Source organism: Pseudomonas marginalis, assembly GCF_900105325.1.
GTDB lineage: Bacteria > Pseudomonadota > Gammaproteobacteria > Pseudomonadales > Pseudomonadaceae > Aquipseudomonas > Aquipseudomonas marginalis.
Map to the genome: position 1 here is coordinate 273,135 of NZ_FNSU01000003.1, position 20,799 is coordinate 293,933.

The following is a 20,799-nucleotide window of genomic DNA, read 5'->3' on the forward strand; positions in this document are numbered from 1 at the left end:
CATGAATTGGGATGATGCACGGGTATTCCTGGCGGTCTGCCGCGAGTCGACGTTGCGCGGGGCCGCACGGGTATTGGGGGTCGACCAGGCCACAGTCGGGCGGCGGGTCAACGCCCTGGAAAAGTCCCTGGGTGCCACGCTGTTCCTGCGCACCTCCGAAGGCTACGCCCTGACCGCCGTCGGCGAGGCCGCCCTGTACTCGGTGGAAAAAATGGAACGCTCGGCCCTGGAGCTGGAGCGCCAGATCCAGGGCCTGGATGACCGCCTGACCGGCACCGTACGGGTCAGCACCACCGACTCCCTGGCCATCGACTTCCTGATCCCGGCGATTGCGCGCCTGCACGTCCAGCACCCGGATGTGCGCGTGCAGCTCGACGCGTCTACCCAGTTCCTGAGCCTGGCCAAACGCGAGACCGACATCGCCGTGCGCAACACCCGCCCGGACAGCCCCGACCTGATCGCCCGGCGTCTCGCGCGCTGGCCGGTGGGGTTGTTTGCGTCCCAGGCCTATATCGATCGCCAGGGTACGCCGGAGCCGGGCAGCCTGTTTGAAGGGCATGATCTTGTGGTCTATCAACCGTACCTGCAAACCCAGAAGGACATGACCCTGGTCTCGGAACCCCTGGGCCGTGGGCGCATCGTCGCCGCCCTGAGTTCCAGCCTGTTGGTGCGCCGCTCTATCGCCGCCGGGATCGGCATCGGCGAAATCCCGATCCTCACCGGCGAGCGCGACGGGCTGGTACGCCTGTGGCCGGAGCGCGCGCGGCCGTTGCCTTACGACGTCTGGCTGGTGACCCACGCCGACCTGCGCCACACCGCACGGGTGCGGGCGGTGATCGATGAAATCGTCGCGGGGTTTGCCGGAACGGGGGATTAGTCAGCACAGGCTTGCAAGCATGCGTACCGCGCCGTGGACACAATCGACGTCGATAACCTGTCAACCCACCGGAGCGCATATGAACGAATCAAGACACCAGGACCTGGGGCTGTTGTTTCTGCGAGGCAGCGGGGCGCTGTTCCTGCTGTGGGTGCATGGCCTGCCCAAGTTGCTCAACTACAGCGAGCAGTTGAAGCAGATCGAAGACCCGTTTCACCTAGGCGCCCATGTCACCTTGCTGCTGGCGATTTTCGCCGAAGTGCTGTGCCCGCTGCTGATCATCGCCGGGGTGCTGGTGCGCCTGGCGTGCCTGCCGATTCTGGCGGTGCTGTTGATTGCTATGGTGGTGGTGCATCCGGAGTGGACGCTGCTGGAAGGGCAATTCGGCTGGCTGCTGTTGATCATGTTCACCAGCATCCTGATTGCCGGACCAGGGCGCCTGGCACTGGAAAAAAAGGCCGGGTAAACCAACTCCTGTAGGAGCGAGCTTGCTCGCGAAGAACTCGATAGCGACGCGTCAAATCTGATTTACTGCGTCATCGTTGACGATCTTCGCGAGCAAGCTCGCTCCTACAGGGGAGTGGCGTGCCGGCCAAAGGAGCGGGTGTTTCAGCGATTCAGGAACGCCAGCAGGTCTTCGTTCAGGGCCTGAGCGTGGGTCACGGCAAAACCGTGGGGCGCATCCTTGTACACCTTCAGCTCGGCGCCCTTGATCATCTCGGCTGCAACCTTGCCGGTGGTCTCGAACGGCACGATCTGGTCGCCGTCACCGTGGATCACCAGGGTCGGCACGTCGATCCTGGCCATGTCCGGGCGGAAGTCGGTCTCGGAAAAGGCGGTGACGCAATCCACGGTCGACTTGAGGGACGCCAGCATGGCGATCTGGAGGGTCTGGGTCAGCGTACCTTCGGAAACGACCTGGCCCTTGTTGATGCCGAAGAACGGCGTGTTGAAGTCAGCGATGAACTGCGCACGGTCTTTCAGCAACCCGGCCTTTATGCCGTCGAACACTTCGGTCGGCACGCCCTGGGGGTAATCGGGCTTCTGGCCGAAGATCGGCGTCACTGCGCCCAACAGCACCAGGCCGGCCACGCGTGCACTGCCGTGGCGTGCGATGTAGCGGGCCACGTCGCCGCCGCCCATGGAGAAGCCCACCAGGGTCACGTCCTTGAGGTCCAGGTGTTCGATCAGCTGCGCGATGTCGTCGGCGAAGGTGTCGTAGTCGTTGCCGGTCCACGGCTGGTCCGAGCGGCCAAAGCCACGGCGGTCGAACGCGATGGTGCGAAAGCCACGGCTGCTGAGGTATTCCATCTGGTATTCCCACATGTCGGCATCCAGCGGCCAGCCGTGGCTGAACAGCACGGGCTTACCGCTGCCCCAATCCTTGAAGTAGATCTGGGTACCGTCTTTGGCAACGAATGTGCTCATGGAAAACTCCTTGATTGAGGGACTGAAAAACCAGCCTCACTATTGCCCGAAACCGGGCCGGGGGCTTGTACGGGTGTGCTTGCCTGGGGTCACCAACTGAACTTGAGCTCGACCCCAAGGTAATTGCTGTCATCGCCGCCGGCATCGCGCAAGGTGCGGCCCACGGCGTAGTGCACCGCTTCAACCGCGCCGGTGAGGTTCGGCGTAAACACATAGTCGGTACGCAGTTGACCATAGGCACCGGTCCAGCGTTCACCCTGGCCTGCGGTTCCGGCGACGGGCAGGTTCGGCTGGGTGTACACCGCGTCGCTGGTGGTCTGGCGCCACAGCAGGCCGACGGCGGTCTGCACGCTGAGCTTGTCGATGGGCTTGACGGTGATCGACGGTTTGACGTGAATCAGGTTGCTGTAGCCCGTATAGCCGGCCAGGGAAAAATAGTAGCCGTTGGGGAACAGCGGGTTGAACGTGCCGACGGTGCCGTCACCGGTCTTGCGGTCGCCCGAGGCAATGTCCAGTTGCAGGCCGATGCGCGGCTTCCACGCCAGGCTCTCGAAGGTGTACCCCGTGCGGCTGCCCCCGGCCCAGGCGCGAATATCCTTGCTGCCCACCGAGCCGCTTTGCAGCATGGCTTCGATGTCCCAGTCGAACCCCAGGGCCGCACCGCCCAGGCGTGCGTCGAACAGGTGGCGGGTTTCATCGCCGTCCGCGTCGAGGTAATGCGCGGCACTGCGTTCGTACACGCCGTAGTAGGCCGACAGCTCATTCTTGCCGCCCACCAGCCGCTCGACCCGCAGCATGTGGAAGCGCGCGTCACGGTTGGATGTGTCGTCGAAGTGCCGCTCGTCCTGATACTGCACCGGCTGGCTGGCGATCCCGATAAAGCGCCAGTTGGACGTTTCCCAATCGGCCCACAGCGCATCGAAGGATTGCCGCACATTCGGGCCATCCCGCGATGAGATGAAACGCTGCAAGTCGAAGGCGAAGTCCTGGCGCCCGACACGGGCCTTGAGCGTGCCGCTGCCGAAGGCATTGACGTATTCGGCAAAGGCCAGGCGCAGATCGACGCGGTTCTGGTCGGCGCCGCCGACCGTGGTCTTGTCGTAGGCGCGTACGTCTTCCAGTTGGGTGAAGAGCCGCCAGTATTCGTTCAAGTGCAGGTCGGCGTGCACCTGGAAGCGCTGGATCAGGTAGCGATCTCGCTTCACGTCCTTCACCCCAAAACCACTGGCATCGTTCATCTCGAAGCGCTCACGCAGTGTCGCCCCCAATGACAAATAGGTGAACGGGTTGGCGCTGGACAGCGGGATGTACTTCAAGCTGTCCAGCGGTTGCGTGCGTAACGCCGGGTCACGCAGCACCGACCAGTCCTCCTGCCAGCGATTGGTCTTGATGGCCGGTCGTGTCGGTTGCTCGTCGGCGTGGGCGCTGCCGAGCAGCAGCGGCCACAGCACGGCCAGGCCCCAGCCTGTGCGGCGAATCATTTTGCGGCGTGGAGCTGGTGAATTTCCGCGACGTAGCCGCCGGGGAATTCCACCACGGCGCTGCGCCGGCCCTTGCTGTCAAAGGCCGGCACCAAGACCTTAGCGCCGGAACCGGTGGCCTTGCCCAGCGTGGCCGTCAGGTCAGGCACTTGATAACCGGTGGTCTCGTGGCCGAAGGGGTAGGGCAGGTGGCCGTTGGTGACCAGCACCGCCATGCGCCCGAATGGCGACTCGATATCGACGCGACGGTAAGTGCCAGTGGCCTGACCCACATCGACGCCAGGCGCGTGTTTGTCATCGGCCAGGACCTTGCCGTGGGAGAAACCCAGAAACGCTTTGATAAAGGCGTCAGCGCGATCGGTGGACAGGTACACGCGGTTTTCCGGCACGGTCTGGAACGCCGCGTAGTCCGGGGTCTTGGTGTGCCAGTAAAGCTGCATGTTCACGCCACCCGGCCATTGCACCACGGCGTCACGCCCGATCGGGTCCGGGAAGTCGCTGACGATAACGGCGGCGCCGTTTTCCCGCGCAGCGTTGAGCGCCGCGTCCATGTCCTTGACCAGGTAGCCGTTGCGTTCCTGGCCGAAGGGGTGCGGGATGGGTGTGGTGAAACCGAACAGCGACACCGTGCCCGCCGGCGTCTGCAGCAGTTGCGAGGTGGTGCTGCTCGGCACCGGCAGCACGTTCACCACCACCTGGGGCGTGCTCTTGCCGCCAAAGGTGGCGAGGAAACTCTGGGCGAAACGCTCCACATCCGCCGGGGCCACATACACGTGGCTGGTGTCGTATTGCGGCGCCACGGCCACGCTCGGGGTTGCCGCGAAGGCATTGCCCATCATTGCGCTCGCCAGCAGCGTCAATGCCACAGATACCTTGATTGCTTTGCTGCCCATGCCCACTCTCCAGCACTTCTACGGGATTGAAAGCCGTGAGGTTAGGGGCAGGGACGCGATGGAAATTGTACAAACGTGCTCGGTTGAACGGTTCAGCGTCTATGCTGGTCCACTGACCTCTACCGTCAGATCACACAGGTGAACGAAATGGCCAAGACCTACAGCTACGCCGCCCGGAACGCCACGGACGCCCTCAAGCCTTTTACCTTCGAGCGCCGCGCGCCGGGGGCGGACGACGTACAGATCGACATCCTCTACTGCGGCGTGTGCCACTCCGATTTGCACACCGCGCGTAACGAGTGGAACAACACCCTGTACCCGTCGGTACCCGGCCACGAAATCGTCGGCCGCGTGACGGCGGTGGGGGGCAATGTGAAGAAATTCAAGGTCGGCGACCTCGCCGGTGTCGGCTGCATGGTCGACAGCTGCCAGCACTGCGCTTCCTGTGCCGAAGGCGAGGAGCAATACTGCGAGAGCGGTTTTACCGGCACCTACAACGGCCCGGTGTTCGGCGGTGAAAATACCTTTGGCGGCTATTCGGACAGCATCGTGGTCAAGGAGAAGTTCGTGCTGCGCATCTCCCACGACGATTCCAACCTGGCCGCCGTCGCGCCCTTGCTATGTGCGGGCATCACCACCTATTCGCCGCTGCACCACTGGAAGGTCGGGCCCGGCAAGAAGGTCGGTGTGGTGGGCCTGGGCGGCCTGGGGCACATGGCGGTGAAGATCGCCCATGCCATGGGCGCCCATGTCACGCTGTTCACCACCTCGCCCAACAAGCGCGAAGACGGCCTGCGCCTGGGTGCCGACCAGGTGGTGGTATCGAAGGACCCGGACGAAATGGCCAAGGTCGCCAACAGCCTGGACTTCATCCTCAACACCGTCGCCGCGCCGCATAACCTCGATGCGTTCCTCAACCTGCTCAAGCGCGACGGCACCATGACCCTGGTCGGCGCCCCGGACAGCCCGCACCCGTCGCCAACCGTATTCAACCTGATCTTCAAGCGCCGCAGCCTGGCCGGCTCGCTGATCGGCGGGATCCAGGAGACCCAGGACATGCTCGACTTCTGCGCCAGGCACGGGATTGTCTCGGACGTGGAGATGATCGACATCCAGGGCATCAACGAGGCGTATGAGCGCATGCTCAAGGGCGATGTGAAGTACCGGTTCGTGATCGATATGGACAGCTTGAAAAAGGAAAGCCACGCGGCTTGAAAACTGCTCCGGGAAACACTGGGGGCAATGTAGGAGGGGGCTTGCCCTGATGCCAGTCAGTTAAGGAGGAACACTGTAACTGTGGTGGTGGTGGTGGTGGTGGTGGTGGTGGTGGTGGTGAGCGGGCTTGTCGAATCGTCGCACCGCCCGCGCTGGGCTGCGAAGCAGCCCCAAAACCAGCCTCTACAGAGTGTCTGATACACCGCGTTCTTCTTTCCTGGGGCTGCTTCGCAGCCCAGCGCGGGCGGTGCGACGATTCGACAAGCCCGCTCACCACAACAGCTCTATCTGCCGGGGGGACAGCGTTTAGACAAAGTTGTGTAGATACCTATGCCCCTCCCACATGGGTGCTGTGTTGCTCAAACAGTTATCGAACAACTCAAGGCCGCTGTGGTTTCACCGAGGTGCCGAAGGTATTGCCCATGCGCACGCTGGTCGCCGCCGGGGTGGCCAGGCCGACCTTGTTCGGCTGGCGTTTTTCCACGGCAATGCCTTGCGCCTCGCGGTTTTTCTTCGCGGCTTTGGCCGCATTCGTGTCGTTGCCCATCTGCTGGCTCAGGCAGCCATAGTCGGGCGCCTTGTAGCCATCCACCGAGACTTCGGCGCAGTTGCCGGCGTGGGCGTGCAAGGGCAGGGCCGCGCACAGCAACAGGCTGGCGAGGAGCGGTAAGCGTTTCATCAAGGCCTCCTGGCGGGCCCGAGGGGGGGGGCCGGTTGGTGTACAAGTCTAGTGCAGCGGGCCTCTCGTCACCGTGATGTTTTTTTTGCTATCACCGTAACATCAGGTTCATAAATTGGCCTCAGGATGACGGTTTTCTAGGGCGCGTCGGCCGTGCAGCGATGCAGAGCAGGGGGTGAACAGGGGGGCTGGAGGCGCGCCGTATGCGCCCTGCTCTTGCTGTTGCTGCTGGCCGGTGGTCGCGTCGCGCAGGCGGAGTCATCGCTGCTGCTGTTGAACCTGCCGGCGCAGGACCTGGAACATGCACTGCAAGCGTACAGCCGCGCCACCGGAATGGCGGTGCTGGTCGACCGCGAACTGACGCGGGGCCGGCGTTCCATCAGTGTGCGCGGGCGTTTTACGGCGCAGGAGGCTCTGGCGATGTTGCTGACGGGGAGTGGCCTGATGGCGCGTTATGCACGCGATGATGCGTTCACCTTGCAGTTGCCCGCGGTCAGCCAGCCGCCTGCCACCCGTGGTGCGGCGGCACGCAACGCCGCACGGATCAACAACAGCTACGCCACGGCCTTGCAGCAGGCCATCGAGGCCAGCCTGTGCCGCTCGCCGCTGACCCGGCCCGGCAGTTTCCGCGCGCTGGTACAGGTGTGGGTCAACCCCCAAGGGCTGATCGAACACAGTCGGTTGGTCAGCTCCACCGGCGACGAACAACGCGATGAAGCACTGGTACGCAACCTGGGCACCACGCGGGTCGAACGACCGGCACCGAGCTCGCTGCGTCAACCGGTGACTTTACTTTTGATGCCCGACACCACAGGAATGCGCATGGAATGCACAGCAGCAAACGGAGCCTGGGGCGGATGAAAAATACCGGGCACAGTACGATGGTCGGCTTGTTCCTGGCCTCCTACGACGACTTCAAGGTGCGTTTGCGCAAGCGCCTGGGCTCGGAGGACCTGGCCAACGATGTGCTGCACGAAACCTACCTGCGGGTCGACCGCATGGAAGTGCCGCCCAACCTGGCGCAACCCAATGCCTACCTGTACCGCATGGCCTTGAACATCGCCGCCGACCGCCGCCAGGCCGACGCGCGCCTGCTCACCGGCAGCGAGGTGGAAGAACTGCTGCAAAGCGCCGACGAAGCCCAGGACCCGTCACGGGTGGTGGGCGGCCAGAAAGAAATCCAGTCCCTGGTCAAGGCGCTCTACGAACTGCCGGCCCGCCGCCGCAAGATCCTTATCGCCGCCCGCCTGGAAGAAGCCCCGCACCTGGAAATCTCCCAGCGTTTCGGCATTTCCACGCGCATGGTCGAGAAGGAAATCAAGGCCGCCCTGGGCCACTGCGCCAAGCGCCTGGAAAGAAAAGTGATCCAGCGGTTCGGTCCCGGGGCCGGAAAACCGTCTTAGAGTCGAGTCCCTGATAAAACCGTGAGTATTTGCGCGCTTGAACATTTTTAGCCTCTGTGCCCCCCGGCACTCCGCCGCCAGCCCCCTGCACGATGAAGCCCGCGACTGGCTGGTCCTGCTGACCTCGGGCCGCGCCACCGTGGCCGATGCCAAGGCGCTCAAGGCCTGGTGTGCGCAAAGCCCCGAGCATGCCCAGGCGTTCGAGCAGGCCAAGGCGATGTGGCAGCAACTGGCCCCGGCCCTCGATTCAGTCTCGCAACCACGCAGCTTTGGACGCCGTGCATTCCTGGGCGGTGCAATTGCCGCGTCGGCAGCCGTGGTCATGGTGCAGGTCGGCTCCCCCGGTGGTTTTGCCGGCCTCACCGCGGACTATCGCACCGAAGTCGGCGAACAGCGCCAAGTGCTGTTAAGCGACGGCGTCAGCCTGGAACTCAACACCCAGACGCGCGTCAGCCGCGTGGGCCAGGGGCTTGAATTGCTCGAAGGCGAAGTCGAGGTGATCGCCCATTCCGCACAACCGCTCAAGATGCTGGCGGGCGAAGGCTGGGTGAGCGCGGCGCAGGCACGTTTCAATCTGCGCAACACCGACCGCACGGTGTGCGTGACCTGTATCGAGGGCTGGCTGTCGGTGGCCGTGGCCGGGCGCAGCGTGCGCCTGGAGAGCGGCCGGCAACTGAGCTACGACGCGGCCGGCCTGGGCGAACCGGTGGTGGTGGACACCCAGGCGGTCGTGGCCTGGCGCGAACAGGTGCTGGTCTTCAACAACGCCACCCTGGCCACGGTGGTGGACGAAATCAACCGCTACCGCCCGGGGATGCTGGTGCTGCTCAACAAGCAACTTGGCCAACGGCGCGTCCAGGCGCGGTTCAGCCTGCAGCAGTTGGCAGGGGTGGCGTTGTTGATTCGGGATGCGTATGGGGCCAAGTGTACGGAGTTGCCGGGTGGGGTGGTGTTGTTGAGTTAGAAGTACCTGCCTATTTTCAATGTGATAACAAGGTATCTACGGGGGGCGTGTTTGGGACGGCTATCTCAATGGCCCCACCACCTGCCGATACTTCTCCACCCCCTGCGGCGTCTCCCGCACCAAACTGATCTCCAGCCCCAACGGATCCTCACGCCGATTCCCGCTCAACTGCCGCCAGCCCTTATCCGCCTCCCACACCCGCACCTGCAGGTCACGGACCCCGCTCAACACCACCACGCCATCCTTCGCCGCCGGCAGCGGATAGCGATCCCGCGCGGGTGCCGCAGCGCGATACAAACTGTCGCCCTTGAGCCACCAGCGCACCCGTTGCAGGCCATCGCCGGCGATGGGTGCGCTGCGAATGATGTCCAGCCGAAAGCCTTTGCTGTCGGAACTGCGCACGGTGACCGCCGCCGGTCCATCGAGCTTTTCTGCACTGTTCTTTGAGGGCTCCGGGGTGTTCAGTTCGACGCTGGCGCGCAGGCTGATGTCGCGCTGCAGTTGGTTGAGGGCGCGCAGCAGCACTTCGGTCTGTTCGCTGCTCGCCTGCAGGTGCTGGTCGGCGCGGGTGACGCTGTCCAGCCCGCGCCAGGCGATTACGCTGACCACGGCCATGAGCATGATCGCGACCATCACTTCGATCAGGGTGAAGCCTTGTTCGGAGCGCTTCATGGCTGGCTCACAACGCGCATCAAGCCGGCGGTGTCGCGTTGCAGGCTGAGGCTGTGTTGGCCGTCGGACAGCACGATGCGCACGGGTGGGTTGATCCATTCGGCGTCGAGCACCAGGGTTTGCCGGGGTTCGATATTGATGTGCATCGGCGTGCTTTCCCACAGGCGCGGGCGCAGTTGGGTGTCGCCCTGGAACGCTTCGACGCCACTGCCATCGTCGGTGCGACGGTTGAAGCGAAAGCCCTTGGCGTCGGCGCGCCAGGTGATCGGGCGGCCGTCCGCGCGGGCTTCGGCCTGGGCCACTTGCAGCAGTTGGCTCAGGCGCTCGGCGTCCTTGCGCAGCAGGTGCAGCGGGTCGGGCTTGATGGTCAGGCTGATGGCGGCGCTGGCGATGCCGATGATCACCAGCACCACCATCAACTCGATCAGGGTGAAGCCTTGCTGTTTCATCGGTAGGCCCCTCGAAAGCTGGTGAGCTTGTGAAATAAAAACGTGCGAATTGGCCTGTAGGCTGGTGCCATGGACAAACAGGAGGTCCTTCCCATGGCATTTACCCTGCGTTTCTCACCGGCCCACGGTGTACAGATCGTGGCGTTGCTGGCGGCATTGGCCGGTGTGGCGGTCTGGACGCCGCTGTTGCTGACGTCCGCCGAGTCCCATACGCCCCAGGCCGCGCCCCAGGTGCTGGCGGCGCGCAGCGATAATCCGGCGCTGCAATGGTTTTCCAATGCGCCGGCTGCGTTGCAGGTCAAGGTCTCTGGGGTGCTGGCCGGGGCGCGCGGTGCGGTGGCGATCCTCAGTCTCAACGACGGCCCGCCGCGCAGTTTCCTGCTGGGCGAGCGCCTCAGCCCGGGCGTGCGGCTCACGGCCATCGAAGGCGATGGGGTCGAGATCGAGCGCGGCGGCGAGAAGCTGCGCGTCAACCTCGACAAATTGCCCGATGGGCCGGCCTTGCCGCGGCTCACTCGGCCCTGACCTGTGTCTCCACGCGGGCCAGCGGCGGCGCCTCGTGGCTGGCGTCGAGCACCTGCACGTTGACTTGAAACAGGCGGCCATCGCGGCTGATGGTCTGCTCGCACCGCAGCTTCAAGCGCCCCTGGTCACAGCTGAAGGTCTTTGTGCCGTCGCGCAAATGCCCTTCCAGGCGCAACTCCGCCAGGCGACTCTGCGCCGCCAGCAACCCCATGGATTTGTCCCGCAGCAGGCCGTTGCCCTGGGTCATCAACCCGGCCACGCGGATGGCAGCAGCCATCGCCACAGCGATAATCGCCAGCGCCACCAGCACCTCGATCAGGGTAAAACCTTGCTCCTTGCGACGGCCGTACATGGGGTTCTCAAAGCAGGGAAACAGGCCCGCAGACTAGCGCCGGCAGTTGACCGATTGGCGACCGAAACTCCCGAGGATTTTCAATACGACTGACATGTGTTCTTGCAACACTGCGCCACGAAATGTACCCAAGCCAAGGAATGTCGAGATGGATATCGCGCGCCTAACATCCCCATTGCCAGGCCCTCGCGGCCAGCGTGGCTTCACCTTGATCGAGATCATGGTGGTGGTGGTCATCCTCGGGATCCTCGCGGCGATGGTGGTGCCCAAGGTCCTCGATCGCCCGGACCAGGCGCGGGCCACCGCCGCGAAACAGGACATCGGCGGGTTGATGCAGGCGTTGAAGCTGTATCGCCTCGACCACGGCACTTACCCGAGCATGAACCAGGGCCTGAAAGTGCTGGTGGAACGCCCGGCGGATGCCAAGAACAATAACTGGCGCGCCTACCTCGAGCGTTTGCCCAACGACCCTTGGGGCCACCCTTACCACTACCTCAATCCGGGCGCCAACGGTGAGGTCGATGTGTTCTCCCTGGGCGCCGATGGCCAACCGGATGGCGATGGCGTGAATGCCGATATCGGCTCCTGGCAGTTGTAAGGCGCGCCATGAAAGGGTATTCGCCCCCAGCGGCGAAGCAGCGCGGCATGGCGATTATCAGTGCCTTGCTGATCGCGGCGGTGGTGGCGGTGATCGCCGGCGGCATGCTCACGCGCCAGACCGTATTCACCCGCAGCCTGGAAGCCGAACAGTCGCGCGTGCAGGGCCAATGGCTGTTGCTGGGCGGTCTTGAGCGCAGCCGGCAGATGCTCTGGGAAGCCCGCCAGAAGGACGTGCTGACCCGCCTTGACCAACCTTGGGCGCGGGCCCAGGCCGGCGTGTTCGAGGGGCGGATAGACGATGAACAGGGCAAGTTCAACCTGCGCAACCTGGTTAACCGCCAGCAGCCCGACGCCGAGCAATTGCAGAGCTTCGAGCGCCTGTGCCGCACCCTGGGCGTGGCCCCGGCCGTGAGCCGGCGCATCAGCCAGCGGGTGATTGCTTCCTATGAACAGAACGGGCAGCCCGCCAAATACCCGATGCTGCGCAGCCTCGACGACCTCAGTGGCCTCGAAGGCCTGACCCCGGAGGTGTTGCAGCGCCTGCAGGCGTACGTCAGCGTGCTGCCCGGCAATACCTGGGTCAACGGCAACACTGCCAGCGCCGAAGTGCTCAGCGCGGTGGTGCCGCAGCTCAGCCTGTCCCAGGCCCACGGGCTGGTGGCCGAGCGCGACAACGGGCATTGGTTTATCAACCGTGGGGATTTCGTCAACCGTCTGCACTTGCCCCATGTGGAGTTGGAAGCGGTGCAAGTGGGCATTACCAGCGAGTGGTTTCGCCTCCAGGGCCAGGCGCGACGCGAGCGCCGGCGGGTGACAATCGACGCGTTGCTGCACCGCCCCGAAGACCGTGAGCCCAAGGTGATCTGGTCGCGGGTGGGCGTATGAAACGCTTGCGCATTGCCTTGCCGCCGCTGGATCAGGTCAGTGCTGAAAGCCAGGTGAAATTTGCCTGGATCGAGCGTGGCGTGGTGGTGTCCGAGGGGCAGGAAAGCCTGGCGCAATTGGGCAAGAGCCGGCAGGCGGTGGACTGCTTTCTGCACCCGCATGACAGCCTGCTCACCAGCCTGGAGCTGCCGCCATTGCCCGCAGCAAAAAACCAGGCGGCGGTGGCCTGTGCGGCCCAGGCGCTGATCCTCGGGCCGGTGGAACAAATGCACGTGGCCCACGGCCCGCGCGAAAGCGATGGGCGCGTGCAGGTGGGCTGGGTGCCCAAGGCCGGGCTGGAGCGACTGGGCCAGGTCTTGGCCCAGGTGCAGCTCAAGCTGCGCGGCCTGTACCCGGCGCCCTATGCGTTGCCGGTGGGGGCGGCGGCGTTGGACGACGGCTATCTGTTGACCCGCGACAGCCTGCAACAGGGCGCTGTGCACCCGCTGGGGTTGCAGGCGCTCGACGTGCCGCTGGTGGCGGAGGCGCAGCGTTGGAGCGGCGCGGTGCCTGGCTGGGGCTTGCATGCTCGCCTCGGTCAAGCCTCCGGTGCCGGATGGGGCAGGGCGCTGGCTTGTGTGGCGCTGGCCGCTGCCATCTGGACCGTCGGCCTCAACCTGTATGCCGCGCGCCAGGTCGACGAAGGCCAACGGCTCAAGGCGTTGATGAACCAACAGGTGCGCCAGGCGTTTCCTGAATTACCGGTGGTGCTCAACCCTTTGCAGCAGGCCCGTCAACAGTTGGCCGCACGTCAGAGCGGCGCGGCTGCCGATTCGGGCCAACGCTTCAGCAGCCTGTTGCAACTGGCAGGCAGCAACCTGCCCTTTATGGTGGGCAGCGTCGATAACCTGAACTTTGAGCAGGGCACCTTGCACCTGGCGTTACTCGCCGACAGCCGCAACCCGGCGGCCGAGGGTGAGTGGCAGGCCGCGTTGGCCCAGGCCGGTTTTGCCGCCATGCGCGATGAGCAGGGCTGGAGCATCGGCCCGGCGCCGGCCACGGAAAAACCGGAGGCCGGCGATGAATAGGTGGCTGCGCCTGCGCACCCAGGCCCAGGTGTTCTGGAGCGGCCTGGCCCTGCGCGAGAAACGCCTGCTGATCGGCGCCGGGCTGGTGTTGGCAAGCCTGCTGACCTGGCTGGTGCTGGTGCAGCCGGCGTTGAAAAAGATCGACTACTGGCAGGCCGAAACCCCCAGGCTGCGCGCCCAGGCCGAAGCCTTGCAGGTGCTGTTGCAGGATGTCGCCGCGCCGCGCCAGGCCGACGAAGCCGCGTTGCGCCAGGCCCTGGACAGTGCCGGCCTGCAAGGGCATTACCAGGTGCAGGCGCTGGACGCCGGCGGTTGGCGCCTGACCTTCGACAACGCCCCGGCCGACGCCGTGGTGGCCTGGCTGCTGGGCAATGCCCGTTCATTTTCCCTGGAGGTGTCCGAGGCGCGTTTGCAACGTGCTGCGGATGCCGTCGATAACTCGGCCGGCACTGTGTCCGGGACCGTTCGCATGGATCAGGCGCCTGGCGCTAAGGAAGCTTCATGAAGTGGTCAGTCCTCCCTTTTCGCAAGGCCGCGCCGTTGCTGTTGCTGGCCTTGAGTGCGTGCAGCAGCCCGTCAACCACGCCGTTACTGGTGGACAGTGAGCTTGGCCAACCCCTGGCCGATACCCGGCGCAGCGGCGATACCCTGCTGGATCGCCAGCGCGACGAAGCACCGAAACCGCGGGTCCAGCACCCGGTGACCAACAGCGTCCGTGGCCAGGCCCCGGCGCCGGTCAAGGCGCGCAACCCGCTGGGTGACCAGCCGGTGCAGCTCAATTTTGTCGATGCCGATATCCAGGCGGTGGTGCGCGCGCTGTCCCGTGCCACCGGCCAGCAGTTCCTGGTGGACCCTCGGGTAAAGGGCAAGCTCACCCTGGTCAGCGAAGGCCAGGTGCCGGCCCATCAGGCCTACGACATGCTGCTGGCGGCGCTGCGCATGCAGGGTTTCAGTGTGGTGGATGTGGGCGGCGTGGCCCAGGTGGTGCCGGAGGCCGATGCCAAGTTGCTCGGCGGGCCGATCTACAGTGCCGGCAGCAGTGGCATGCAGACGCGCACCTTCCGCCTGCAATACGAAAATGCGGTGAACCTGATCCCGGTGCTGCGTCCCATCGTGTCGCCGAACAACCCGATCAACGCCTACCCCGGCAACAACAGCATCGTCATCACTGACTATGCGGAAAACCTTGCGCGGGTCGCCCAGATCATCAGCGGCATCGACACCCCCAGCGCCATCGATACCGATGTGGTGCAGATTCAGAACGGCATTGCCGTGGACATCGCCGCCATGGTTTCCGAGCTGCTGGAAACCCAGGGCGCCGACCAGACCCAGAAGATCAACGTGGTCGGTGACCCGCGCTCCAACTCGATCATCATCCGTTCCGGCAGCCCCGAACGTACGGAGCTGGCACGCAACCTCATCTACAAGCTCGACAATGCCCAGAGCAACCCCAGCAATATGCACGTGGTGTACCTGCGCAACGCCCAGGCGGCCAAGCTGGCCCAGTCGTTGCGCGGGCTGCTCACCGGCGAGAGCGATTCCGGGGTGAGCGATGATGGGCGTGGCAAGCTCAGCGCCATGGGCAGCAATGGCAATAACAGCCAGGGCACGAGTAATGCCCAGAACAGCAGCGGCACGCCCACCGGCAGTGGCGTGCAGTCGGGCTATGGGCAAGCCACCGGTTCCAGCACCGGTACCAGTACCGGCAATACCGCCAACGAGCAGGACACCGCGTTCAGCGCCGGCGGCGTGACCATCCAGGCCGACGCCACCACCAACACCCTGCTGATCTCCGCGCCGGACCCGCTGTACCGCAACCTGCGGGAAGTGATCGACATGCTTGACCAGCGCCGCGCCCAGGTGGTGATCGAAAGCCTGATCGTGGAAGTGGGCGAGGACGATGCCACCGAGTTCGGCGTGCAATGGCAGGCCGGCAACCTGGCGGGCAGAGGCGGCTTCGGCGGGGTGAACCTGGGCGGCAGCGGTGTCGTGGGCACGCCGACCAGTCCCACCAGTATTGATGTGCTGCCCAAGGGCCTGAATATCGGCGTGGTCAATGGCACTGTGGATATTCCGGGGATCGGCAAGGTGCTCGACCTCAAGGTGCTGGCCCGTGCCTTGAAGAGCAAGGGCGGCACCAACGTGCTGTCCACGCCGAACCTGCTGACCCTGGACAACGAAGCGGCGAGCATTTTCGTGGGGCAGACCATTCCATTCGTCACCGGCAGTTATGTGACCGGTGGCGGCGGCACCAGCAATAACCCGTTCCAGACCGTGCAGCGCGAAGAGGTGGGGCTCAAGCTGAATGTACGCCCGCAGATCTCCGAAGGCGGCACGGTGAAGCTGGATATCTACCAGGAGGTCAGCACCGTGGACACACGGGCGTCGGTGTCGGCGGGCACGGTGACCAACAAGCGCGCGATCGATACCAGCATCCTGCTCGACGACGGGCAGATCATGGTGCTGGGCGGGCTGTTGCAGGACGGCTACAGCCAGAGCAATGACGCGGTGCCGTGGCTCTCGGATATTCCGGGGTTGGGGGCGTTGTTTCGCAATGAGAAGCGCAGTGTGAGCAAGACTAACCTGATGGTGTTCCTGCGGCCTTACATTATTCGCGACAGTGGCGCGGGGCGTAGCATTACCTTGAACCGCTATGAATTCATGCGTCGTGCCCAGGGTGGGTTGCAGCCGGAGCACAGCTGGGCGATGCCGGATGTGCAGGCGCCGCAATTACCGTCGGTGGAGAAGGCGATTCCGGGTGGGCAGCAGCAGGGGCCGCGGGCGGTGATTCGGGCGGTGCCGGTTTCTGGAAATGCACGGCCATGAGTTCGAGTGGAGATCTAAATGTGGGAGGGGGCTTGCTCCCGATAGCGATGGGTCAGTTTCAAATTGGCTGGCTGACACACCCTCATCGGGAGCAAGCCCCCTCCCACATTTGGACCGCGCTCGGTCAGGAAGATGTCTTGTGAGCCTTCTCCCTTACGCCTGGGCCAAATCCCAACGCATCCTCCTGCGTCCCGGCGACGACGGCATGCTGCTGACCGTCTGCCCCTCCACCCCCGGTTGGTCGATCAGCGAAGTGCGGCGCCAGTTCGGCCAGTCGCGGGTTGAGCAGGTACGCGACGATGAACTCGACGGCCTTCTCGCCAGTGCTTATGCCGATACGGGCAGCGCCGCCGCCGTGGTGGGCGCGGCAGAGAACGAGGTCGACCTCGACCGCCTGATGCAGGACATGCCCGAGATCACCGACCTGCTCGACACCCAGGACGGCGCGCCGGTGATTCGTATGATCAACGCCTTGCTCACACAGGCCGCGCGGGACGAGGCCAGTGATATTCACATTGAACCGTATGAAACCCACTCCGTGGTGCGTTACCGCGTCGACGGCACCCTGCGGGATGTGGTGTCGCCGCGCAAGGCGCTGCATGGCGCGTTGGTGTCGCGGATCAAGATCATGGCCCAGCTCGACATCGCCGAAAAACGCCTGCCCCAGGACGGGCGTATCGCCCTGCGCGTGGCCGGGCGGCCGATTGATATTCGCGTGTCGACCGTGCCCACCGGGCATGGCGAGCGGGTGGTGATGCGCTTGCTCGACAAGCAAGCCGGCCGTCTGCAACTGGAAACCCTCGGCATGGCGCCCTCGGTACTGGCCAGGCTCGATACCCTGATCCGCCAGCCCCACGGCATCGTGCTGGTCACCGGGCCCACGGGCAGCGGCAAGACCACCAGCCTGTACGCCGCCCTGGCGCGGCTGGATGCGAGCACCAGCAATATCCTCACCGTGGAAGACCCGGTGGAATACGACCTGCCGGGCATCAGCCAGATCCAGGTCAATGCCAAGATCGACATGACCTTCGGCCTGGCGCTGCGGGCGATCCTGCGTCAGGACCCGGACATCATCATGATCGGTGAAATCCGCGACCTGGAGACCGCGCAAATCGCGGTGCAGGCCTCGCTCACCGGGCACCTGGTGCTGGCGACCCTGCACACCAACGATGCGGTGTCGGCGGTCAACCGCCTGATCGATATGGGCGTCGAGCCGTTCCTGCTGGCCTCGTCACTGCTGGGCGTGCTGGCGCAACGCCTGGTCCGCCGCCTGTGCCCGCATTGCAAACAGGAAGACCCGGCCGCGCCCGGCACCTGGCGCCCGGTGGGCTGCGCGCAGTGCAACCAGATCGGCTACAGCGGGCGAACCGGTATCCATGAATTGTTTTGCGTCGACGACGAGGTGCGCAGCCTGATCCACCAGGGCGCCGGCGAGCAGGATCTGCGCGTGGCGGCGCGGCGTGCGGGGATGTTCAGCATGCGTGAAGACGGCGAGCGCTGGGTGCGCAGCGGCGCCACCGCGCCCGAAGAAATCCTGCGCGTGACACGGGACGCCTGATGAATCGCTATCGCTATGAAGCCGCCGATGCCAGCGGCAAAGTCGAGGCCGGGCACCTGGAGGCCGACAGCCAGAGCGGGGCATTTGCCGTGCTGCGCAGCCGTGGCCTGACCGCGCTGCTGGTGCAGGTCGAGGGCGGTCAGCAAAGCGCCGCCGGCAGCAGCCTGTTCAGCGCCAAGCTGTCGGACAACGACCTGGCCTGGGCCACGCGGCAACTGGCGAGCCTGCTCGGCGCCAGCCTGCCCCTGGAGGCGGCATTAAGCGCCACGGTGGAACAGGCGGAGAAAAAACACATCGCCCAGACCCTGGCCGCCGTGCGTGCCGATGTACGCGGCGGCATGCGTCTGGCGGATGCCTTGGCGGCACGGCCACGGGACTTTCCGTCGATCTACCGCGCACTGACCGCGGCGGGGGAGGAGTCCGGTGACCTGGCCCAGGTGATGGAACGCCTGGCCGACTACATCGAGGAGCGCAACAACCTGCGCGGCAAGATCCTCACCGCCTTTATCTACCCCGGTGTGGTCGGGCTGGTGTCCATCGGCATCGTGATTTTTTTGCTCAGCTACGTGGTGCCCCAGGTGGTCAGCGCGTTTTCCCAGGCGCGCCAGGATCTGCCCGGGCTGACATTGGCGATGCTCAACGCCAGCGACTTTATCCGCGCGTGGGGCTGGCTGTGTTTCGGCGGGATTGTCGGTGGTTTCTGGGGCTGGCGCCTGTACCTGCGTAACCCGGTGGCGCGCTTGAACTGGCACAGCCGCGTGCTGCGCCTGCCGCTGATCGGGCGCTTTGTGCTGGGCCTGAACACCGCGCGCTTTGCCTCGACCCTGGCGATTCTCGGCGGTGCCGGGGTGCCGTTGCTGCGGGCCCTGGAAGCGGCGCGGCAAACCCTCTCCAATGAGCGCCTGAGCCAATGCGTCAACGATGCCACGGCCAAGGTGCGTGAGGGCGTCAACCTGGCCCCGGCACTGGCGGTGGAAAAAGTCTTCCCACCGGTGCTGATCCACCTGATCGCCAGTGGCGAAAAAACCGGCTCGCTGCCACCGATGCTGGAGCGGGCGGCGCAGACCTTGTCGCGAGATATCGAACGGCGGGCCATGGGCATGACCGCGTTGCTGGAGCCGCTGATGATCGTGGTGATGGGCGCGGTGGTGTTGGTGATTGTGATGGCGGTGCTGTTGCCGATCATCGAGATCAACCAACTGGTGACCTGAACACACCAAAAAACCAATGTGGGAGAGGGCTTGCCCCTGATAGCCATGGATATTTACACAACTTTCAGAGACGGGTGAGTTCCTCTGTGGTGAGCGGGCTTGCCCCGCGCCGTGCTGCGAAGCAGCCCCAGTAAAGCAGAATGCGGTGTATCAGAAACTCTGCTGAGGCTGGTTTTGGGGCAGGCCGATATCGCCGGCTCCCAACCTCGGGTTCCTCATTCCGTCACATCCAGGCCCTGCGCCACAGCCCGCGCCGCCTTGACTAAACCCACGCTGAAACCTCGCTGTCACCTGCCGCCAAACCGCTCAAAACCATGACCAAAACACCCGAGAATCTTTTTAAAAATCAAGCCCTTCCTCCCGAGGTTTTTTCCTTTTGCTGTCATCGGAAACTGCGAAATTTCCTACCCATGGCCTCACCCCTCGCCACCCCCGAGACACGGCCTGGGACCGAAGCCATGGCGTCATGCAAGAGCCATCTACCCCAACGTACAAACACGACGAAAGGAGATTCTTCATGTTTAAGCGCAACGTTCTCGCGGTATCCATGACCCTCGCCGCACTGTGCTCGGCACAGGCTGCAATGGCTGACATCAACGGCGGCGGTGCCACCCTGCCACAAGCGCTGTACCAGACCTCCGGCGTGCTGACGGCCGGTTTCGCCCAGTACATCGGTGTCGGCAGCGGCAACGGCAAGGCAGCCTTCCTGAACAACGACTACACCAAGTTCCAGGCGGGCGTGACGAACAAGAACGTGCACTGGGCCGGCAGCGACTCCAAGCTGAGCGCCACTGAGTTGTCGACCTACGCCTCTGCCAAGCAACCGACTTGGGGCAAGTTGATCCAGGTGCCATCGGTGGGGACTTCGGTTGCCATTCCTTTCAATAAAAGCGGTTCCGCCGCTGTAGACCTGAGCGTTCAAGAGTTGTGCGGCGTGTTCTCGGGCCGTATCAATACCTGGGACGGGATTTCCGGTTCTGGCCGTACCGGTCCGATCGTTGTGGTTTATCGCAGCGAAAGCAGTGGCACCACTGAGCTGTTCACCCGTTTCCTGAATGCCAAGTGCAACGCAGAAACAGGCAACTTCGCCGTCACCACCACCTTCGGCACCAGTTTCTCCGGTGGCTTGCCTGCCGGCGCCGTTGCTGCTACTGGCAGCCAAGGTGTAATGACTGCCCTGGCCGCCGGCGATGGCCGCATCACCTACATGAGCCCGGACTTCGCCGCCCCGACATTGGCCGGCCTGGACGACGCCACCAAAGTGGCTCGCGTGGGCAAAAACGTCGCCACCAACACCCAGGGCGTTTCGCCTGCCGCCGCCAACGTGTCTGCCGCCATCGGCGCAGTACCGGTACCGGCTGCCGCTGATCGTTCCAACCCGGACGCCTGGGTTCCAGTCTTCGGTCCGGACAACACCGCCGGTGTACAGCCTTACCCAACCTCGGGCTACCCGATCCTGGGCTTTACCAACCTGATCTTCAGCCAGTGCTACGCCGATGCCACCCAGACCAGCCAAGTGCGTGATTTCTTCACCAAGCACTACGGCGCCTCCAACAACAACGATGCAGCCATCACCGCCAACGCTTTCGTTCCGCTGCCAACCGCTTGGAAAGCCACCGTTCGCGCCAGCTTCCTGACCGCGAGCAACGCCCTGAGCATCGGCAACACCAACGTCTGCAACGGTATCGGTCGTCCGCTGTAACCCTCGCTTTCA

General features: G+C 64.4%; 22 protein-coding genes. 15 read left to right on the forward strand and 7 right to left on the reverse strand.

Features of this window, described 5'->3' with window-relative positions; all coding sequences use genetic code 11:
* Position 1 precedes the first annotated feature (1 nt).
* Both BLW22_RS10700 and BLW22_RS10705 read left to right on the forward strand, forming a co-directional pair.
* On the forward strand, positions 2 to 877 hold the full coding sequence (locus BLW22_RS10700; protein WP_065926246.1) for a LysR family transcriptional regulator: 876 nt from the start codon (positions 2 to 4) through the stop codon (positions 875 to 877).
* Between the two features lie 79 nt (positions 878 to 956).
* Positions 957 to 1,343 carry a DoxX family protein gene (locus BLW22_RS10705; RefSeq protein WP_074846116.1) on the forward strand — a complete coding sequence of 129 codons (387 nt, stop codon included), beginning with the start codon at positions 957 to 959 and terminating at the stop codon, positions 1,341 to 1,343.
* A 143-nt stretch (positions 1,344 to 1,486) separates the two neighbouring features.
* Here BLW22_RS10705 and BLW22_RS10710 read toward each other — a convergent pair whose 3' ends face one another.
* From BLW22_RS10710 to BLW22_RS10720, 3 genes are all read right to left on the reverse strand, one after another.
* Positions 1,487 to 2,305, reverse strand: a complete 819-nt coding sequence (locus tag BLW22_RS10710; protein ID WP_027607561.1) for an alpha/beta fold hydrolase — start codon at positions 2,303 to 2,305, stop codon at positions 1,487 to 1,489.
* 89 nt (positions 2,306 to 2,394) lie between these two features.
* Positions 2,395 to 3,786, reverse strand: coding sequence for an alginate export family protein (locus BLW22_RS10715; RefSeq protein ID WP_065926248.1), 1,392 nt, complete (start codon positions 3,784 to 3,786; stop codon positions 2,395 to 2,397).
* Positions 3,783 to 4,679 carry a VOC family protein gene (locus tag BLW22_RS10720; protein ID WP_065926249.1) on the reverse strand — a complete coding sequence of 299 codons (897 nt, stop codon included), beginning with the start codon at positions 4,677 to 4,679 and terminating at the stop codon, positions 3,783 to 3,785. The genes BLW22_RS10715 and BLW22_RS10720 overlap by 4 nt, the downstream gene beginning before the upstream one ends.
* A gap of 147 nt (positions 4,680 to 4,826) precedes the next feature.
* Here BLW22_RS10720 and BLW22_RS10725 point away from each other — a divergent pair, with 147 nt between their 5' ends.
* Positions 4,827 to 5,894, forward strand: coding sequence for an NAD(P)-dependent alcohol dehydrogenase (locus BLW22_RS10725; RefSeq protein WP_074846118.1), 1,068 nt, complete (start codon positions 4,827 to 4,829; stop codon positions 5,892 to 5,894).
* 379 nt (positions 5,895 to 6,273) lie between these two features.
* Here the strand turns inward: BLW22_RS10725 and BLW22_RS10735 are convergent, their stop codons facing one another.
* Positions 6,274 to 6,573, reverse strand: coding sequence for a hypothetical protein (locus BLW22_RS10735; RefSeq protein WP_074846122.1), 300 nt, complete (start codon positions 6,571 to 6,573; stop codon positions 6,274 to 6,276).
* A gap of 216 nt (positions 6,574 to 6,789) precedes the next feature.
* Here BLW22_RS10735 and BLW22_RS10740 point away from each other — a divergent pair, with 216 nt between their 5' ends.
* The 3 genes from BLW22_RS10740 to BLW22_RS10750 are packed head-to-tail and all read left to right on the forward strand — an operon-like array spanning position 6,790 to position 8,940.
* Positions 6,790 to 7,434, forward strand: a complete 645-nt coding sequence (locus BLW22_RS10740) for a secretin and TonB N-terminal domain-containing protein (RefSeq protein WP_065926293.1) — start codon at positions 6,790 to 6,792, stop codon at positions 7,432 to 7,434.
* On the forward strand, positions 7,431 to 7,976 hold the full coding sequence (locus tag BLW22_RS10745) for an RNA polymerase sigma factor (RefSeq protein WP_027607555.1): 546 nt from the start codon (positions 7,431 to 7,433) through the stop codon (positions 7,974 to 7,976). Before BLW22_RS10740 ends, BLW22_RS10745 begins: the two co-directional genes overlap by 4 nt.
* 37 nt (positions 7,977 to 8,013) lie before the next feature.
* Positions 8,014 to 8,940, forward strand: coding sequence for a FecR family protein (locus BLW22_RS10750; RefSeq protein ID WP_074846125.1), 927 nt, complete (start codon positions 8,014 to 8,016; stop codon positions 8,938 to 8,940).
* A gap of 60 nt (positions 8,941 to 9,000) precedes the next feature.
* On the opposite strand, the gene BLW22_RS10755 is transcribed toward BLW22_RS10750, so the two are convergent.
* Entirely contained in the window at positions 9,001 to 9,612 is a 612-nt protein-coding gene (locus BLW22_RS10755; RefSeq protein WP_065926285.1) for a type II secretion system protein GspJ, read from the reverse strand.
* The gene (gene gspH / locus BLW22_RS10760; RefSeq protein ID WP_027607548.1) at positions 9,609 to 10,061 is read right to left on the reverse strand and encodes a type II secretion system minor pseudopilin GspH; all 453 of its coding nucleotides are present in this window, start codon (positions 10,059 to 10,061) and stop codon (positions 9,609 to 9,611) included. The genes BLW22_RS10755 and gspH overlap by 4 nt, the downstream gene beginning before the upstream one ends.
* 93 nt (positions 10,062 to 10,154) lie before the next feature.
* Between gspH and BLW22_RS10765 the strand changes: the two genes are divergently transcribed.
* On the forward strand, positions 10,155 to 10,586 hold the full coding sequence (locus BLW22_RS10765; RefSeq protein WP_027607547.1) for a type II secretion system protein N: 432 nt from the start codon (positions 10,155 to 10,157) through the stop codon (positions 10,584 to 10,586).
* Here the strand turns inward: BLW22_RS10765 and gspI are convergent.
* A complete protein-coding gene (gene gspI, locus BLW22_RS10770; protein WP_065926283.1) occupies positions 10,573 to 10,938 on the reverse strand; it encodes a type II secretion system minor pseudopilin GspI in 366 nt (121 codons plus the stop codon). The genes BLW22_RS10765 and gspI overlap by 14 nt on opposite strands.
* Before the next feature lie 148 nt (positions 10,939 to 11,086).
* Between gspI and gspG the strand changes: the two genes are divergently transcribed.
* The 8 genes from gspG to BLW22_RS10810 all read left to right on the forward strand — a co-directional run bounded on the left by gspG (position 11,087) and on the right by BLW22_RS10810 (position 20,787).
* On the forward strand, positions 11,087 to 11,536 hold the full coding sequence (gene gspG, locus BLW22_RS10775; protein ID WP_049708805.1) for a type II secretion system major pseudopilin GspG: 450 nt from the start codon (positions 11,087 to 11,089) through the stop codon (positions 11,534 to 11,536).
* A gap of 8 nt (positions 11,537 to 11,544) precedes the next feature.
* Positions 11,545 to 12,423 (forward strand): type II secretion system minor pseudopilin GspK, encoded by an 879-nt coding sequence (gene gspK / locus BLW22_RS10780; RefSeq protein WP_159440243.1) that lies wholly within the window; start codon positions 11,545 to 11,547, stop codon positions 12,421 to 12,423.
* Positions 12,420 to 13,490, forward strand: a complete 1,071-nt coding sequence (gene gspL, locus BLW22_RS10785; protein ID WP_065947770.1) for a type II secretion system protein GspL — start codon at positions 12,420 to 12,422, stop codon at positions 13,488 to 13,490. The genes gspK and gspL overlap by 4 nt, the downstream gene beginning before the upstream one ends.
* Positions 13,483 to 13,995, forward strand: a complete 513-nt coding sequence (gene gspM, locus BLW22_RS10790) for a type II secretion system protein GspM (RefSeq protein WP_065926280.1) — start codon at positions 13,483 to 13,485, stop codon at positions 13,993 to 13,995. The genes gspL and gspM overlap by 8 nt, the downstream gene beginning before the upstream one ends.
* Positions 13,992 to 16,316 carry a type II secretion system secretin GspD gene (gene gspD / locus BLW22_RS10795; protein WP_074846128.1) on the forward strand — a complete coding sequence of 775 codons (2,325 nt, stop codon included), beginning with the start codon at positions 13,992 to 13,994 and terminating at the stop codon, positions 16,314 to 16,316. The genes gspM and gspD overlap by 4 nt, the downstream gene beginning before the upstream one ends.
* A 139-nt stretch (positions 16,317 to 16,455) precedes the next feature.
* Positions 16,456 to 17,874 (forward strand): type II secretion system ATPase GspE, encoded by a 1,419-nt coding sequence (gene gspE / locus BLW22_RS10800; RefSeq protein WP_074846131.1) that lies wholly within the window; start codon positions 16,456 to 16,458, stop codon positions 17,872 to 17,874.
* Positions 17,874 to 19,085, forward strand: a complete 1,212-nt coding sequence (gspF, locus tag BLW22_RS10805; RefSeq protein ID WP_074846133.1) for a type II secretion system inner membrane protein GspF — start codon at positions 17,874 to 17,876, stop codon at positions 19,083 to 19,085. Before gspE ends, gspF begins: the two co-directional genes overlap by 1 nt.
* Before the next feature lie 517 nt (positions 19,086 to 19,602).
* Positions 19,603 to 20,787 carry a substrate-binding domain-containing protein gene (locus BLW22_RS10810; protein WP_027607538.1) on the forward strand — a complete coding sequence of 395 codons (1,185 nt, stop codon included), beginning with the start codon at positions 19,603 to 19,605 and terminating at the stop codon, positions 20,785 to 20,787.
* Positions 20,788 to 20,799: the final 12 nt, after the last annotated feature.